12 protein-coding genes are annotated in these 17,880 nt (G+C 35.5%); 9 read left to right on the top strand and 3 right to left on the bottom strand.

Features of this window, described 5'->3' with window-relative positions; genetic code table 11:
- Window positions 1-88: 88 nt before the first annotated feature.
- Window positions 89-1,486 (top strand): phosphomethylpyrimidine synthase ThiC, encoded by a 1,398-nt coding sequence (gene thiC, locus SMGD1_RS02690; protein WP_008338112.1) that lies wholly within the window; start codon window positions 89-91, stop codon window positions 1,484-1,486.
- Between the two features lie 81 nt (window positions 1,487-1,567).
- The gene (locus tag SMGD1_RS02685; protein WP_008338004.1) at window positions 1,568-2,674 is read left to right on the top strand and encodes an Mrp/NBP35 family ATP-binding protein; all 1,107 of its coding nucleotides are present in this window, start codon (window positions 1,568-1,570) and stop codon (window positions 2,672-2,674) included.
- 341 nt (window positions 2,675-3,015) lie between these two features.
- Here SMGD1_RS02685 and SMGD1_RS02680 read toward each other — a convergent pair whose 3' ends face one another.
- From SMGD1_RS02680 to SMGD1_RS02670, 3 genes are all read right to left on the bottom strand, one after another.
- A complete protein-coding gene (locus SMGD1_RS02680) occupies window positions 3,016-4,869 on the bottom strand; it encodes a GGDEF domain-containing protein (protein ID WP_008337910.1) in 1,854 nt (617 codons plus the stop codon).
- Between the two features lie 123 nt (window positions 4,870-4,992).
- Window positions 4,993-6,807 carry a glutamine--fructose-6-phosphate transaminase (isomerizing) gene (gene glmS, locus SMGD1_RS02675; protein WP_008338086.1) on the bottom strand — a complete coding sequence of 605 codons (1,815 nt, stop codon included), beginning with the start codon at window positions 6,805-6,807 and terminating at the stop codon, window positions 4,993-4,995.
- 1 nt (window position 6,808) lies between these two features.
- Entirely contained in the window at window positions 6,809-9,319 is a 2,511-nt protein-coding gene (locus tag SMGD1_RS02670; protein WP_008338002.1) for a [protein-PII] uridylyltransferase family protein, read from the bottom strand.
- Window positions 9,320-9,417: 98 nt separating this feature from the next.
- Between SMGD1_RS02670 and SMGD1_RS02665 the strand changes: the two genes are divergently transcribed.
- The 7 genes from SMGD1_RS02665 to mqnE all read left to right on the top strand — a co-directional run bounded on the left by SMGD1_RS02665 (window position 9,418) and on the right by mqnE (window position 17,880).
- On the top strand, window positions 9,418-9,705 hold the full coding sequence (locus SMGD1_RS02665) for a putative quinol monooxygenase (RefSeq protein ID WP_008337945.1): 288 nt from the start codon (window positions 9,418-9,420) through the stop codon (window positions 9,703-9,705).
- 4 nt (window positions 9,706-9,709) lie between these two features.
- Window positions 9,710-11,272, top strand: a complete 1,563-nt coding sequence (gene lsrK / locus SMGD1_RS02660; RefSeq protein ID WP_008340560.1) for an autoinducer-2 kinase — start codon at window positions 9,710-9,712, stop codon at window positions 11,270-11,272.
- 75 nt (window positions 11,273-11,347) lie between these two features.
- Complete coding sequence (metK, locus tag SMGD1_RS02655; protein ID WP_008337947.1) at window positions 11,348-12,547, top strand: methionine adenosyltransferase; 1,200 nt, start codon at window positions 11,348-11,350, stop codon at window positions 12,545-12,547.
- 16 nt (window positions 12,548-12,563) lie between these two features.
- Window positions 12,564-13,796 carry an S-methyl-5-thioribose kinase gene (gene mtnK / locus SMGD1_RS02650; RefSeq protein WP_008338082.1) on the top strand — a complete coding sequence of 411 codons (1,233 nt, stop codon included), beginning with the start codon at window positions 12,564-12,566 and terminating at the stop codon, window positions 13,794-13,796.
- Complete coding sequence (gene mtnA, locus SMGD1_RS02645; RefSeq protein ID WP_008337699.1) at window positions 13,786-14,853, top strand: S-methyl-5-thioribose-1-phosphate isomerase; 1,068 nt, start codon at window positions 13,786-13,788, stop codon at window positions 14,851-14,853. Before mtnK ends, mtnA begins: the two co-directional genes overlap by 11 nt.
- 3 nt (window positions 14,854-14,856) lie before the next feature.
- On the top strand, window positions 14,857-16,818 hold the full coding sequence (locus SMGD1_RS02640) for a bifunctional aldolase/short-chain dehydrogenase (RefSeq protein WP_008338106.1): 1,962 nt from the start codon (window positions 14,857-14,859) through the stop codon (window positions 16,816-16,818).
- Window positions 16,819-17,880, top strand: coding sequence for an aminofutalosine synthase MqnE (gene mqnE / locus SMGD1_RS02635; RefSeq protein ID WP_008340555.1), 1,062 nt, complete (start codon window positions 16,819-16,821; stop codon window positions 17,878-17,880).

The following is a 17,880-nucleotide window of genomic DNA, read 5'->3' as shown; positions in this document are numbered from 1 at the left end:
TATTGAAGCCCTTAATGCTACTTTAACTTTATTTGATTATATTTCCACATACTAACTATATATATTTTTTAAATATTAGGAGAAAACTATGAGAAGTTTATGGGTTGAAAAACGTGAAAATGATTCTGTAAGAACTCAAATGTATTATGCCAAACAAGGCATAATTACTGAGGAAATGGAGTATGTCGCAAAAATAGAAGACCTCTCTCCTGAGCTTGTAAGAAGTGAAATAGCCAGAGGCAGACTGATAATCCCTGCAAATGTTAATCACACATCGTTAGAGCCAATGGCGATTGGAATTGCATCTAGATGTAAGATCAATGCTAATATCGGTTCATCTGCTATAGCATCTGATGTTCAAGGTGAAGTAGAAAAAATGCAAGTATCTCAGCACTATAAGGCAGATACGGCAATGGATCTATCAACTGGCGGAGATTTAGATGAGATTCGTAGAGCAGTAATCGGTGCTTCTAAGATTCCTATCGGTACTGTGCCTATCTATCAAATTCTTCATGATGTTGGTAATAAAATAGAAGACTTGAGTATAGAAGTTATGCTTGAAGTATTAGAACGTCAAGCGAAACAAGGTGTTTCGTATTTTACTATTCACGCAGGTTTTTTACTTGAGACTATGCCAAAAATCGCAAAAAGAAAAATGGGAATTGTAAGCCGTGGTGGTTCACTAATGGCTGCATGGATGATGCACTACCATAGAGAAAACCCATTTTATACAGCTTTTGATGATATCTTGGATATCTGTGCAAAATATGATGTTTCACTTAGTCTTGGTGATTCTCTTCGTCCTGGTTGTTTAGCAGATGCATCTGATGATGCTCAGCTAGGCGAGCTTAAAGTTCTTGGCGAGTTAACTCTAAGAGCTTGGGAGAAAAATGTTCAAGTAATGATTGAAGGACCAGGTCACGTTCCTTTAAATCAAATTGAGAGAAATATGAAACTTCAACGTGAACTTTGTCATGAAGCACCGTTTTATATTCTTGGGCCATTAGTTACTGATATCGCTGCAGGATATGATCATATCTCTTCAGCTATAGGTGCTGCAGTTGGTGGATGGCATGGAGCTAGTATGTTATGTTATGTAACGCCTAAAGAGCACCTAGGTCTTCCAAACGCTAATGATGTACGTGAAGGTATCATCGCCTATAAAATTGCTGCTCATGCTGCTGATATAGCTCGTGGTCGTAAAGGTGCGAGAGACATTGACGATGCTATGAGTGATGCAAGATATGGTTTTGACTGGGAAAAACAGTTTGAACTAGCACTGGATGGTGAAAGAGCAAGAGAATATCATGACGAGACTCTTCCTCAAGATGTATTTAAAGAGGCTGAATTTTGTTCTATGTGTGGGCCTAAGTTCTGCTCTTATAAAATAACTCAGAACATCATGGATAACCCTGAAGCTATTGAGCAAATTTCAAGAGAAAATAAAGAAAGAGAAGCAGCTGAAGCTGCAAAAGCCATAGCTTAAAAAATAAATTGACATAAACAAGACAAAAATTGTCTTGTTTATGGTAGAGTGTCAAAATAATAAATATGAAGGAATAAATTAATGACTAATGAAATTGTAAATTCAGCACTATCAAAAGTTATGTATCCTGGTTTTACTAAGGATATTGTAACTTTTGGTTTTGTTAATAGTATAGAAGTTAATGGAAATGATGTAAGTTTTAATGTAGAGATTACTTCAAGTGCTCCAGAAGTAGCACAACAGATTATTGATGATGCAACTGCAGAGCTTAAAGCTGTAGGTGCATCAAATGTTAAGTGTAATATCAATGCCCCAAAAATGCCTGAAGCTCCTAAACCAAAGAGTAAGAACATTGCTCCGCAAGTTAAAAACTTTTTAATGGTAAGTTCTGGCAAGGGTGGGGTTGGTAAATCAACTACATCTGTAAATATTGCAATTGCTCTTGCAGCACAAGGTAAAAAAGTAGGTCTATTAGATGCTGATATCTATGGTCCAAATATTCCTCGTATGATGGGTGTATCAGATGTTAAGCCAGAAGTTAACGGAAACAAAGTTCTTCCTATTAAAGCTTATGGTATTGAGATGATGTCTATGGGTTCACTGATGGAAGAAGGTCAGTCACTTATGTGGCGTGGTGCTATGATAATGAAAGCTATTGAGCAGTTCTTAAGAGATATCTTATGGTCTGAGTTAGATGTTTTAGTTATCGATATGCCTCCTGGAACTGGTGATGCTCAGCTTACTTTAGCTCAAAGTGTACCAGTAACTGCAGGATTAGTAGTTACAACTCCTCAAGCAGTTTCTATTGATGACTCTCGTCGTTCATTGGATATGTTTAGAAAACTAAACATTCCAATCGCTGGTATTGTTGAAAACATGAGTGGATTTATTGCACCAGATACTGGTGTTGAGTATGATATCTTCGGTAAAGGAACTTCTGGTCCAATGGCTAAGGAGTTTGATACTAAGATTATTGCTGAGATTCCAATCGAGCCAAGTATCAGAACTGGCGGAGATGAAGGTAAACCAATTACTTTTGTTAATCCAACTTCTGAGAGTGCAAAAAGATATATGGCAGCTGCTGAATCTATTTGGGCTACTATCGAGTCTGTTAATGCAGCTGGTGGGGCAAGTAATGAGTCAGTACAACCAACAACACCTCCAGGGGTATCAGCTTGCTCTATGTAGAGTAAGTTTTTCTTCGCAAAATTTCAAATAGCGACGCACTTGCGTCGTTAGTTCTTCGTCACATACTACAAGTATGCTTCCTCATCACTGCCTAGCAATTACATTACTCTTTAAATTTTTTGAACTTACATTATGTAGAAGTTAATATTATAGTTGCAATATCTGCAGAGCCAAAAAAAAGAAAATAAATGCCGTTAAGAAAATCCAACTGTTTGAACGAAGTGAGTTTTGGATTTTTAGGGATTAATTTTCTTTTTTTTGGGAACCTCACAAAGTGAGGCTCGAAGCCGTTGCAAGAGTTTTTGTTTACTTTTTGCTCACAAAAAGTAGAGAGAGAAAGGTTATCTTAGCTCACCGCTTTCGCCCATCTCTTTCTCATAGTGTACGATTTTATTTCTACCAGTTGTTTTAGCAACATATAGAGCAGTATCTGCAAACTTAATACACTTCCATATAGTGTCTCCATCTTTAGGAAATTTTGAGATACCTATACTCATAGTCTTCTTCATCATTTCGCCAGTTCCGACATCAAAAGATAGTGCAGCAAATGCAGAGTGAATTTTACTTGCAACTTCTTGAGTTCCTTCATCGCTTGCATTGTGCAGCATTACCACAAACTCTTCGCCACCATATCTTATAGCCAGGTCTGCGTCACGAATATTATCTTTTAGAACTTTACCAATCTCTACGATTACTCTATCGCCAACGTCGTGTCCGTAAGTATCATTTACCATTTTAAAGAAGTCAACATCTAGCATCAGTACAGAGTAAGTCTCTTTTGATCTAGTAGCTTGATGCATGATTTTATCTATTACTTCTTCTAAAAATCTTCTATTATAAAGACCAGTCATTCCATCTCTAAGTGAAGTGTCTTTTAGTTTTTCCATTAGAATTTGGCTCTCTATAACAGGTTTGGCTGCCTCAAAATAGTGCTTAATACTTGTAATATATGATGTAATCTCTTCAATCTCAGCTGGAGAGTCTCCGGTAATAGAGATAGATAGTGAAACATCATTATTTATTGTAAATGGTATACATATATAGTTTTGTTTTTCTGATAAACATACTTGGCATAAGTTTGGAAACTCAGTAGAGATAGTAACACTTTTAGTTCTGTATGCTCTACACTCTGAAGCATCTTTGTTGACTTTTTCTTGGCAGATAAGCGCATCTTTGCCAGTACTGAAAAATAGTGTTCTCTCATGAGTTACATTATTTACTTCGTATAATGCAAATTTTTTCAGATTATATTTTAGTATTAATATATCGATAATTCTCGTATAAACTTCAGCTTTTGAAGCATCTAGCTCTATAGTCTTTTTAAATTTATAGACATCAGATAGTTCATTGATAATAGTTTTTGCTTCATGTAGCGGATCTGCAGATGAGACACATCCTTGAGGTATAAATGTAGCTAGATTATATTTTATATCTCCAAAGGTTTCTTGCATCTTTGTAAATAGTGTATTCATCTGCTCTACAATATTTTTGCCATCACCGCTTACAGTTGTTTCAAATTTATGAGTAAAATCTCCGCTATATGCTTTTTTGATTCCATCTTGCATACATGTGAAAAGTTTCATGTATGGAGTTACATAGTGGTTTAATAGGAAAAGAACAATTACTAAAAATAGCATATTAATTCCAAGTATTTTTAGTATTGTAAGCATTCCGCTAGTTCTCATATCGCTAATATCAAACTCCATACTTATAGCACCGAGTGTATCACCTCTTTGTACGTTATGACAAGTCAAACAGTTTGTATTTCCGCCATTAACAGTTGCTTTATAAGGTATGGTAACTCTCAGTGTAATATCATTTGAGTTTTCAATAATTTCTCTTACTGTCTGACCAGTCTCTAGAACTTTCTTGTCAATTTCATCTCTTACTGTTTCATCATTCAAGCCTTGACCGTATTGGCTTATAACATTTTCACTTCTAACAAGCCATAAAGATTTTACTGCTTCATTATTTGCTGAGATTTGATTTAAAAAGTACTCTCTTTTATCCATGATTCCATTAACCATGTGAGCTGTTAAGCCATCTTTAACAATAGTCGCTGTCATTTTAGATTTGTCTATAGCGCTTTTAATACTATAGTCTCTAAAGTTTAATGATATATTTATTATTGTTGCAGTTGTTAAACCAAGGAGCATTATGGCTACAATAAAGAGGAGTTTTGCTTTTGTTCTCATACGGATTCACTTTTGTTAAATTAAATTAGATCGTAGATAGTATCTAATAAAAAATAAATTTAGAATGAAAGTATTAGAAAGATAATAATTTTGTATAATTATGTTAAATAGTATTGCGTAACACTATTCAACTGTCACGCTTTTTGCTAAATTTCTTGGCATATCTACATCATTTCCAAGTCTCACGGAAATCTCTAATGAGAGTAGTTGAACAACAATCATCATCTCAAAAAATTCAAGCATATAGTCTTTACATTTTGATATTTGAATAAAGTCATCAGCCTTATCGAATTCAATGGAACTAATAGCACATATTGTGGAATCTCTAGCACTTAACTCCTCAACATTACTCTTTGATTTTTCATAGTGTAAGTGCTCTGGAAGCAGGGCAATAGTAAAAAGTTCAGGATCAGCAAGAGCAATAGGCCCATGTTTCATCTCTCCACTTGGATAACCTTCAGCATGCAGATAAGAAATTTCTTTTAGTTTTAGTGCCCCTTCTAATGCTAGTGGGAAAAAGATATCTCTACCAATAAAAAAGAAGCCATGCCCATGAAGATACCTTTTTGAAAGTCTCTTTAGTTTTTCATGCATCTGATCTGTTACCTTTACAGATGCAGGAACTTCCCGAAGTAGTGAAATCTGTCTAATAATCTCTTCTTCTTTTAAAGAATTACGTAATTTCGCAATGTAAAGAGTAAGCATCCAAAAGACTGTAACCTGAGTTGCAAAAGCCTTTGTAGATGCTACACCTTTTTCTATTCCTGCACGTGTTAGTATTGTCGCATCTGCTAGTCTAACCATAGAGGAATTGTCAACATTACATATAACTAATGTTTTTAGTCCAGCATTCTTAGCCATCTTTAGTGTCTCTAAAGTGTCAGCTGTCTCTCCACTTTGTGAAATAACTACAAAAAGAGTGTCTTGTGTCATTATTGGTTCTCTATATCTAAACTCACTTGCAATCTCAACAGAAGTTTTGATTTTAGAGTATCTCTCAAATAGATATGAGGCACTTAGAGCTGAGTGATAAGAAGTTCCACAAGCACAAAGTTTTATCTCATTAATCCCATTGAATAATTCTTTATCCAACTCATCAAAGATTATTTCACTGTCACTTAGTCTTCCCATAAGCGTATCAGCTATTACATCACTCTGTTCATAAATCTCTTTTTCCATAAAAAAGCGGTAGCCCTCTTTTTGAGCTGATAGTTTATTTTGAGAGAGTTTAGAATATTTTGCTTCTTTTTTAGTGTTATTCTTGTCGAATATAGCAATTTCATCAGAGCTTACAAACCCGTAATCACCATCTTCAAAGTAGTTTACATCTGTCGCATGACCTATTAATGGAGTATCTGAAGATGCAAAGAATTTTTCATTGTCACTATTTACACCGACGAGCATTGGTGAGCCGTGTTTTGCAAAAAATATAGTCTTTGGTTGGGATTTTGTAGTAAGCAAAATAGCATAAGCACCATTTAGTTCACTGATAGTTTTAGCAAATGCCTCAAAAGCACTTTTTTCTATTTTTAGGTTTTTTTCAAACTGGTGAACTATTACTTCAGTATCTGTTTGACTTAGGAATGTAACTCCATCAGCCATTAGTTCTTTTTTTAACAAAGCATAGTTTTCTATGATTCCGTTATGAACAACATAAGAACTTTCACCTAAGTGTGGATGTGCATTTAGCTCTGTAGGTTTTCCATGTGTAGCCCAGCGAGTATGACCAATGCCTACAGCAAAGCCGCTAGTTACGAAGTCTTTTGTCTTTTCTTCTAGATTTACAAGTTTTCCTATAGCTTTATAGTTTGAAAACTCTCCATTTTGTAGAACTGCGATACCTGCTGAGTCATAACCCCTATACTCTAGCTCCTTAAGACCTTCGAGTAAAATTTCTTTAGTATTTTTTTCGCCTAGATATCCAACAATTCCACACATATCAGTTGCCTTTTGTTAATAGTTCATAAATTTTTTCGACATTATTGCATATATCATTTTGTTTTTCCATTAAGAAGCTGTCTCGTACCTTGTGTTTTGTAGAGTGAATCTTGGCTGTTACAATATTAATGCCAAGTTCTTCAAAACACTCCATAATATAGGCTAGTAGTCCTATCTGGTTTTTTGTATTGATACTAACTTCAGCATGTGTTAACGAGTGTTCACAATCAATTACTACCTCTTTCTTATGAATGTGTACTTCTTTCATCTGTACATGTCTGCTCATGTCAAATGCATTTTTCACTATCTCTTCAACTTCAATAAGTTCGTTTCCGTCCACATTTTTAATAAACTCTATCTTGAAGTATTTAATGCCGTCAAATAGCGTGAAAATCTCCATAGATGCAACATCTAAGTGACTAAGTGCTGCGAGTAGATATCCAACATTAAGTGGAACTTTTCTATATATTTCAATACTAAGAGATTTATATGCATCTATAGTAAAGTCATATTCTTTAGTCTCTTTAGCTTTTGTTGCAATATTGACAATATCTTGTGGAGTATGTTTGAAAAAGAATAGATTTGATTCTATACGAAGAAGTTTTGATTGAAGAAGTTTTGGTAACTCTTTAAACTCCTCAGAGTTTTTAACACGTTTTTCTATTGTTATTCTTTTAGTTGCATCAGTGATTCTTCCGCTATTTTGCGAAATTTCTAAAGCACTGCTGTATAAATCATGTAAAAGTTTAGCGTTAAAAGCGTTGTATGCATTCCCTCCGACCCCTTTTATATCAGCATAAGTTAAAATATACAGAAGTTTTAAATTCTTGGCGTCTCTGATATTTGACATAAATTTATAGAGCGTTTTTTCATTATGAATATTCTCTTTAAATGCTACACTACTCATAAGTATATGATGTTTTATTAGCGTTACTGCTCGATCAATAAGCTCTTCACTAAGGTTTAATTTGTTGGCAAAGGGAACTACAAGTTTTGCCCCAACTTCACTATGATCTTGTTTTCGACCCTTGCCTGTGTCATGAAATAGTACAACTATTTTAAGAAGAAGCCTCTCATCATCACTAAGCTCATTGTGTAGTCCTTGTATAAAAGGTTCTTCAATGTTTTCTAATGATTCTATACACTTAATAGAGTGAATATCAACAGGGTAGTGATGGTAACCATCGAACTGAGGAAGGTGAAGAACTTTTCTAAAACTAGAGAATAGTTCATGCAGGATTCCTGCATCGTAAAAGAGTTTTAAAAATGAGTACATATTCTCTTTTTTTAGTAACTCTTTTAAGAGCATATATGTCTCTTTGCTTAGAGGATGCGTTATTCTTGTATATGTCATTTGGTTTAAAAAGCCGGCATCGAAGTGGTGAAATTTATCAGGCAGTGAGATCAAAAGTTTTAAAAGAGTATTAATAGGCTGAATTTTCAGATTGTAAGATGCAAAAAGTCTATCTTCTAAAAGGTAGATTCCACGACTCAGGCGATTGTTTTTAAATTTTTTAACGTAACTTATATCAGCAATATATGGTCTGACCATTTTTTTAACAAAAATCTGAGTGAAGTTACTTATACGCCACTGAGCGTGAAGAACTTTTGTAAGCATTTTTTGCTCATTTCTAAATCCTAGCATCTGAGAGACTTTTGGCATATGCTCTAAGATTAGTCTGTCTTCTTGTTTATTTGTTATGAGGTGCAGAGCACTTCTTACACGAAATAAAAGCTCTAATGCTACTCTATACTCTTTATACTCATCGTCAGAGAAAAGTTTTTGACTCATATCTCTTAAACTCTCTACGCCATAAATAGTTTGTGCTATCCAGAAGAGAAGTTGAGTGTCCCTAAGTCCTCCAACACTCTCTTTTATGTTTGGCTGCATAGAAGTCGGGTATTTTTTTCTTCGTATTTGGGCTTCATCAATTTTGGCAAGTATGAACTCTTTTTGATTGTAAAGTCTGATTTTATTGAGCTCTTTTTGTGTTGCATGCCAAGTAAAAGGAGAACCAGTTATTAAGCGTGACTCCATGAGTGAAGTTCGTATGGTTATATCTTCACCGGAAGCTTTAAACAGGTCATTTGTCTCATGTACTCTATGTCCGAGTTTAAGTCCAGAATCTAGAGCTAAATAAAAAAGCTTTTCTATTATTAGCTGCGTATTAAAGCCATCTACATCTTCGTAAACTATAAGAAGGTCTATATCACTATGGACACATAACTGCTCACGTCCATAACTTCCAAGTGCTACAATAGCAACAGGAATCGAACTTCTCATAGGTAAATAATTGCCAAATACACGCCTTAGAACTGTCTTGTACATCAAAGAGATAATAGAGTCTAGTTTTTTTGTATGTTTAACTAAAAAATCTTTACCTTGTGAACTCTCAAAAAGTTCTGGCAGTGAAGCTTTGTATTCGTTTATATAGGCTTTGAAAAGTTTTGAAAGCTCAAAATCTGAGCCACTCTTTTCTATAATATCTTCTATTTGTAACAGTATGTCCAAGCTAAATTCCTGAAGTGTTTTTATAATTATAGTGTAGTTGTCTAAATTAGATATAATCTTCGAGATTAAATATTAAGCATAAATTGGAGAGACAGATAATGACAATTACTAAAAGAGTAACATTTATAGCAAAAGAGGGCGATGAAGCTAAAATGAAAGAGCTTTTAACTGCAATGGTAATCCCGAGTAAAGCAGAAGATGGATGTATTTTATATGATATCTATCAGTATGAAAATAACCCTAGAAAATTTATGGCAGTAGAGACTTGGAGAGATGAAGTAGCACTTGACGGTCACAAAGCATCTGCACACTACGCAGTATACAAATCAAGTTATGAGCCGTTTTGTGATAGTAAATATAGTGATGAACTAGAAATTTTAGGATAAAACTTTGAGCTATTTAATGGCGATAGATGCTGGAACAGGAAGTGTCCGAGCAATAATCTTTGATACAGAGGGAAATCAAATATCTGTAGCACAAGAAGAGTGGACGCATCTCGCAGAAGATGGTGTGCCAAACTCTATGAGTTTTGATTTTAAAAGTAACTGGAAACTCGTAATTGGGTGCATAAAAAAATCACTTTCGAGTGCAAACTTAAATGGCGAAGATATTATTGCTTTAAGTGCGACAAGTATGCGTGAAGGTATTGTCCTCTATGATGAGAACGGACAAGAGCTTTGGGCGGTTGCAAACGTAGATGCAAGAGCTGCTAAAGAAGTAAAACACCTTAAAGAAAATTTTGCTGGCATAGAAGAAGAATTTTATAGAGCATCTGGGCAGACTTTTGCACTGGGAGCACTTCCAAGAATAATGTGGCTCAAAAATAACAATCCTGAAGTTTATGAGAAAGTTGCAAATATTTCTATGATTGGAGATTGGATATTAGCTCGTCTTAGCGGTGTAATAGCGACTGATCCAAGTAATGGCGGAACCAGTGGAATCTTCTCTTTAGAGTCACGCGACTGGATAAGTGAGATGGCTACTAGAGTTGGACTTAAAGATGATATTTTCCCACCTTGCTTGGAAGTTGGAACACTTATTGGAACAGTAACTAAAGAAGCTTCATCTGAGACGGGACTATCCATGACTACAAAAGTTGTTATGGGTGGTGGAGATGTTCAGCTAGGAAGTGCTGGTTTAGGTGTAGTTGAACTTGGTGATGTCGCAATTCTAGGCGGTTCATTTTGGCAACAGGTTGTAAATATACCAAGTCAAACTCCTCCTCCAAAAGATATGGGTATAAGAGTGAATCCTCACGTAATTGCCGGACAGTCTCAAGCTGAGGGCATCACTTTTTTCAGCGGTTTAGTTATGCGCTGGTTCAGAGATGCTTTTTGTGAGATGGAAAAACTTCAAGCAAAAGAGCAGGGCGTAGATGCTTATGCAATTTTAGAAGAAAAAGCTTCTAAGGTTCCTGTAGGTTCTCATGGAATAATCCCAATTTTTTCAGACTCCATGAAATATGGAAAATGGTATCACGCAAGTCCAAGTTTTTTAAATCTAAGCATTGACCCAGAAGTTTGTAATCGTGCATCTATGTTTAGAAGTCTGCAAGAAAATGCGGCGATAGTCTCAAGTATAAATCTAGAGAAAATCAAAGAATTTAGTTCTCTTGAAATCGACACTATAGTTTTTGCAGGTGGAGCAAGTCGAGGTGCATTATGGTCTCAGATATTAGCTGATGTTACGGGATGTACAATAAAGATACCTCGTGTTACAGAAGCAACTGCACTTGGGGCTGCAATGGCCGCAGGTGTTGGAGCTGAAATCTACACCTCAGTGGCAGATGCAGCGAAAAAACTTGTTGTGTGGGATAAAATTTATGAGCCGAATATGCAAAACAATAAGACATATAATGAGCTTAAAATCAGGTTTGAAAAAGCTTATGAAGCACAACTAAAGTTAGTTGATGATAATATCACAACTTCAATGTGGAAAGCACCAGGCTTATAGCCTAGATTAAAGTTGTTTTTCAAACTAGTTTTAAGGGCGACATCCCTTTAGACTGATAATAATTCAAGGAAATAAATGTATTTATTTACAAGTGAAGTAGTAGCCCCAGGACACCCGGATAAGTGTGCAGACATAATCGCTGACAGTATAGTTGACAGACTGATAATAGCTGATTCTAAAAGTAGAGTCGCAAGTGAAGTATTTGTAGCCGGTAATCATGTAATAATCGGTGGAGAAGTTACATCTAAAGCTAATTTGACTGATGAAGAATACACACAAATTGTTAAAGATGCTCTTATCGGTATCGGTTATGATGGCAAAAGTGCTTTTACAAAAGAGCAGTGTTTATTTCCAGAAGAAGTTAAAGTTCAAGTACTTTTAAATCAACAGTCACCTGATATAAATCAGGGAGTTGATCAAGAAGACGGTGAGACAGGTGCTGGTGATCAGGGAATAATGTTTGGATATGCTTCAAATGAGACAGCTGATTATATGCCGGCTGCTATCACTTATGCTAGAGTTTTAAGCGATAAAGTTTACCACTACGCACTTAAGCACAATCACAAACTTGGTGTTGATATTAAAACACAGGTTACACTTGATTATGGAACTAAAGAGAACTTTGAAAACTGTAATCCTCAGTCAATTCATACTATCGTAGTTTCTGCTCCATCAAATGAAGATATGGATATCACTGAAGTAAGAGAACTGCTTCAGGGTCTAATTGATGATGCAGGACTTCCAACTGATCTTTATGATCCTAAAAAGACTATCGTTCATTTGAACCCAACAGGTAGATATGTAAGTCACTCTCCACTACATGATTCAGGTCTTACTGGTAGAAAACTTATTGTTGACAGTTTTGGTGGTTATGCTCCTATTGGTGGTGGGGCTCAGTCTTCAAAAGACTACACAAAAGTTGATAGAAGTGGTCTATACGCTGGCAGATGGGTAGCTAAACATATCGTTGCTGCTGGTTTTGCAAAAAAATGTTCAGTTCAACTATCTTACGCAATTGGTGTAGCAAAACCAACTTCAGTATCTGTTGATACTTATGGAACTGTTTTAGGAGGTCTTGATGATGACATCCTTTCAACATTTGTTGGTGAGAATTTTTCACTGACTCCTAATTGGATTACAAAGAAGTTTGGACTTGATAAGCCAAGTGCTGAGACTTTCCTTTATGCTGATGTTGCTGCGCGTGGTCAAGTTGGACAAAGTGATTATCCTTGGGAAAAACTAGATGCTCTGGAAGTATTTAATAAACTAAAATAATTTTTGGAGTGTTAATATGGAGTATAGAGAGTTAGATGTAAATAGTGTTTTAGATTACCTAAAAAATATTAAAGATGTGATGAGTTATTTCAATGGAGATGACTTGTCAGTTGATGAAATTGGAGATGGTAATTTAAACTATGTTTATAAAATTAGCTCTTTGCAGAATCCAGAATTAGCTCTTATACTAAAGCAAGCAGTACCTTATCTTCGCTGTGTAGGCGAAGATTTTCCTCTTTCTCGTGATAGAATGACTTACGAGATAAGAGCTTTACAAAAATTTTACAGCATCTTTCCAAGCTTTATCCCAAAAATATATCATGCTAGTGAAGATATGAGTCTGGTAGTAATGGAATTTTTAGCCAAGCATGTCATTATGAGAAAAGGGCTTATTGAAAAAACAGAGTACAAAAACTTTAGTGAACATATCTCAACTTATCTCTCCGCCACACTTTTTTATACCTCTTCCTTATTTCTTAACAGCAGTGACAAAAGAGCCTTAATAGATAAATTTAATGGTAATACTGAACTATGTAAACTGAGTGAAGACTTGGTTTTTAGTTTTGCTTTTATGAGCCACGAAACAAACGACAATGAAAATGTAAAAAATAATCCACAAGCTAAAAAACTATTTTCAGATGCAGAGTTTAAAGAGAGAGTATTAGAGTTAAAGTATAAGTTCATGACACAAAGTGATGCTCTTTTACACGGTGATTTACATACCGGTTCTATTATGATTAATGAAGATGAGACTTATGTTATTGACCCAGAGTTTGCATTTGTTGGTCCTTTTGGTTTTGACATAGGGGCTCTTTTAGCAAACTTGGTACACAACTATATTTATCACTCTTTAGTTACTAATGACAAAGAGTTTCAAGCTTGGCTTTTAAAAACTATCAAAGAAGTTCTAGAAAAGTTTAGTGATAAATTTCTAAGTTTTTGGCAAAAAGCTCATACTTCAGCACTCTTAGTCGAAGGCTATTTAGATGAGCCAGCACTTCAAAATTACAAAAACTTCTTTATAAAAAATATTTTAAGAGATAGTGTCGGTTTTGCAGGATGTAAAATGGCACGAAGAGTTTTTGGTGTTGCCGGAGTAGAAGAAATAAGAGGAATTGAAGATAAATCTTTAAGAGCTGAGGCTGAAGCAATGGTTCTAAAAATTGCAAGAGAGTTTGTCATAAAGCATGATAAGATAGATACCATTGATGAGATATTAGAAATTATAAAGGTAAATAGTGCAAGGTAAATACAGAGCTTTATGGCTCAATGATGAGAATTTTTTAGAAGTAATAGACCAGACAAAACTCCCATTTTCTTATGAAACAAAAGTTTTAAAAACAACAGATGAAATTGTTGAAGCTATAAAAGACATGACAGTTCGCGGTGCAGGGGTTATCGGTAGTGTTGCGGCGTTTGGCATCTATACAGCTTGTATGGAAGTAAAAAGCTACGAAGAGTTAAAAGAAAAAGCTCTGCTAATAAGAGAATCACGCCCAACTGCTGTAAACCTTATGTGGGCAGTTGATAAAATGATGGAGCTTTTAAAAGAGTCTTCAAATCTAATCTTAGATGCTAAGAAATATGCAATTGAACTAAATGATGAAGAAGCACTTGAGAGTCAAAACATCGCTAAATACGGTGCTGATATAATTGAAGACATTTTAAAGCAGAAGAATAAAACTCGTATTAATATTCTAACTCACTGTAATGCCGGTTGGTTAGCAGTTATAGATGAGGGAACGGCACTAGCACCTATCTACGAAGCAAAAAAAAGAGGCATTGATGTTCATGTATGGGTTGATGAAACAAGACCTAGAAACCAAGGTGCATCTCTTACAGCTTGGGAGCTTACTCAAAGTGGAGTTAATCATACTATTATCGCAGATAACACAGGTGGGCATCTGATGCAGCGCGGTGAAGTGGATATGGTAATAACCGGAGCAGACAGAGTTAGTGCTAACGGTGATGTGGCAAATAAAATAGGAACATATCTAAAAGCACTTGCGGCATTTGATAATGATGTTCCTTTTTATGTAGCTATTCCTGCATCCACATTTGATTTTGACATTAAAGATGGCGTTAAAGAGATTCCAATTGAGCTAAGAAGTGAAGATGAGGTTAAATATATGCGTGGAGTTGACAGTGATGGAGTCGTAAGAGAAGTTCTTATAACTCCAAAAGATTCACCTGCCATCAACTATGGTTTTGATGTGACACCGGCTAGACTTATAACTGGGCTTATAACGGATAAAGGTGTTTGCAAAGCAGACCTTGAAGAAATAGAAAAGAAGTTTAGAGGATAATATATGAAAAGTTTATGGAATGACAAAGAAGCAAACGAGTTTAAAACAGATTTAGATTTAAGAGTTTATACATCAAGACTATTAGGAAGAGACAGCTCTTTGGTTCTGCATGGTGGCGGAAATACATCTGTAAAATCAACTGCTACAAATCTTTTTGGTGAGACAGAAGATATTCTTTATGTAAAGGGTAGTGGTTGGGATTTAGCGACTATCGAAGCTGAAGGTTTTGCTCCTGTTAAGATGGAAATGCTGCTTAAGATGGCAGAGTTAAAAGAACTTAATGATACTGATATGGTTAAGTATCAAAGACTTGCTATGACAAATCCATCTGCTCCAAACCCATCTGTTGAAGCTATTTTACATGCAGTTATTCCTTATAAATTTGTAGATCATACTCATACAGATGCAGTTGTGACTATTACAAATACAGAAGGTGGCGAAGACAAAATAAAAGAGCTTTACGGTGATAAAGTTCTGATTATTCCTTACATTATGCCAGGCTTTGTTCTTGCAAAACTGATCTACGATATGACTAGAGATGTAAACTGGGATGAGTTAGAGGGAATGGTTCTTATGAATCATGGTCTCTTTACTTTCAACGATGACGCTAAAAAATCTTATGAGAAGACTATAGAGTTAGTAGATAAAGCTGAGCAGTACCTAGCATCTAAGGGTGCTAACTTGGAAGTAGTTGAAGATAGTACGACTATAGAACTTTTAGAGTTAGCAAAAATAAGACGTAAGATGTCAGAGCTAAAAGGTTGTGCGACAATCTCAATACTCAATGACTCAAATGAAGCTATAAACTTTTCAAAACAAAATATTGAAAAAATTGCGACACAAGGTCCTCTGACTCCAGACCATGTAATTAGAACAAAAAGAGTACCTGCAATCATCGGTGAAGATTTTAAAGCTGATTTAGCATCTTATGTAAAAGAGTACACTCAGTATTTTGAATATAATAAAACTGACGAGACTCTTCTAAACCCTGCACCAAACTTTGCTATTTTAAAAAACAACGGAACTTTATCTTTTGGTAAAAATGCTAAAGAAGCCAATATTATAAAAGATATAAATGATCATACTTTTGAAGCGATTTTAAAGGCTGAAAAACTTGGCGGATATAAAGCACTTGGTGCTGCAAATATATTTGAAGTTGAGTATTGGAGTCTTGAACAGGCAAAACTTAAAAAGGGCGGTTCTGAGCCAGAATTTAGCGGTAAAGTTGCACTAGTTACAGGAGGGGCGAGTGGAATTGGTAAATCAATTGCTCAGATGCTTCGCTCTAGAGGAGCTGTCGTAGTTGTTCTTGATATCAACCCTGAAGTAGAGAGTATATTTAACAAAGCAGATGCTATTGGTGTTAAATGTGATTTGACTTCAAGCAGTGATATCAAAAAAGCTGTTGAAATTGCAGTTAAAAACTTTGGCGGTATTGACATAGTAGTATCAAATGCTGGCATCTTTACTCCTAGTGAAAACCTTGACTCACTTAGTGATGAGAATTGGAATAAGAGTATTAGTATAAATCTTACTTCTCATCAAAAACTTATAAAAGAGACAGCACCGTTCTTAAAACTTGGAATTGATGCTTCAATTGTAATGGTAGCATCTAAGAACTTCCCAGCTCCGGGAAAAGGTGCGGCAGCTTACTCTGTAGCAAAAGCAGGGCAGACTCAGCTTGCTCGCATCGCAGCGCTTGAACTTGGTGAATTTGGAGTGAGAGTAAATACTCTGCACCCTCATGCTGTGTTTGATACGGCAATTTGGACAGATGAAGTACTGGCAAATCGTGCAAAAGCTTACGGTATGAGTGTAGAAGAATATAAAACAAATAACGTACTTAAAACTGAGATAAAGTCAGAGAATGTAGCTGAGTTAGTTTGTGCAATGGCAGGAAAACCATTTGCTAAAACTACAGGTTCACAAGTGGCTATTGACGGCGGAAGTGATAGGATAATATAGATGACATTGAGAGATAAAATTTTAGCTGGCGAGAGAATCGACTTTGATGAAGCTCTTAGCCTTTACGATATGGACTTTTTTGAGTTGGGTGAATTAGCAGATGCTAAAAGAAAAGCACTTCATGGAAATAAGACATATTTCAATATAAATCGCCATATAAATCCTACAAATAAATGTGCGGATATATGTAAATTTTGTGCATACTCTGCAAATAGAAAAAATCCAAATGAGTATACTATGACTCATGATGAGATTATGAATATTGTAAAAGATGTTGAATCTCGCGGTGCAAAAGAAGTTCATATCGTGTCAGCTCATAATCCTGATACTGGACTTGAATGGTACTTGGAGATATTTAAAAAGATAAAAGATGCTTACCCTCATATGCATGTAAAAGCTCTTACTGCTGCTGAGGTTGATTTTTTAGCTAGAGAGTATAACAAAACATATGATGAGATACTTGATTTGATGGTTCTTAATGGTGTTGATTCAATGCCAGGCGGTGGTGCTGAGATTTTTGATGAAAAAGTTAGGGACTATATCTGTAAGGGTAAAGTGACCTCTGATCAATGGCTTGAAATCCATAGAAAATGGCATGAACGTGGAAAAATGTCAAACGTTACTATGCTTTTTGGACATGTTGAAAAAAGAGAGCATAGAATAGATCATATGATGAGAATCCGTGATCTTCAAGATAAGACTAAAGGCTTTAATGCTTTTATTCCTCTTGTCTATCAGACTGAAAATAACTACCTAAAAGTTACAGAGTTTATGACTGCAAATGAGATTTTAAAGACTATGGCAATCAGTCGAATCGTTTTAGATAATGTTCCAAACATAAAAGCTTACTGGGTTACTTCTACTGTAAGCTTAGCTCTTGTTGCCCAAGAGTTTGGAGCAAATGATTTAGATGGAACTATAGAAAAAGAGTCTATAAACTCGGCAGCTGGAGCTAAGAGTGCAAACGGCGTAAATCTTGAGGATTTTGTAGCACTGATTAAAAACAGCGGTTTTACTCCGGTCGAGAGAGATAGCGTATATAACGAAATAAAAGAGTGGTAG

Source organism: Sulfurimonas gotlandica GD1, from assembly GCF_000242915.1.
Classification (GTDB): domain Bacteria; phylum Campylobacterota; class Campylobacteria; order Campylobacterales; family Sulfurimonadaceae; genus Sulfurimonas; species Sulfurimonas gotlandica.
This window is presented reverse-complemented; position numbering and strand designations above follow the sequence as displayed.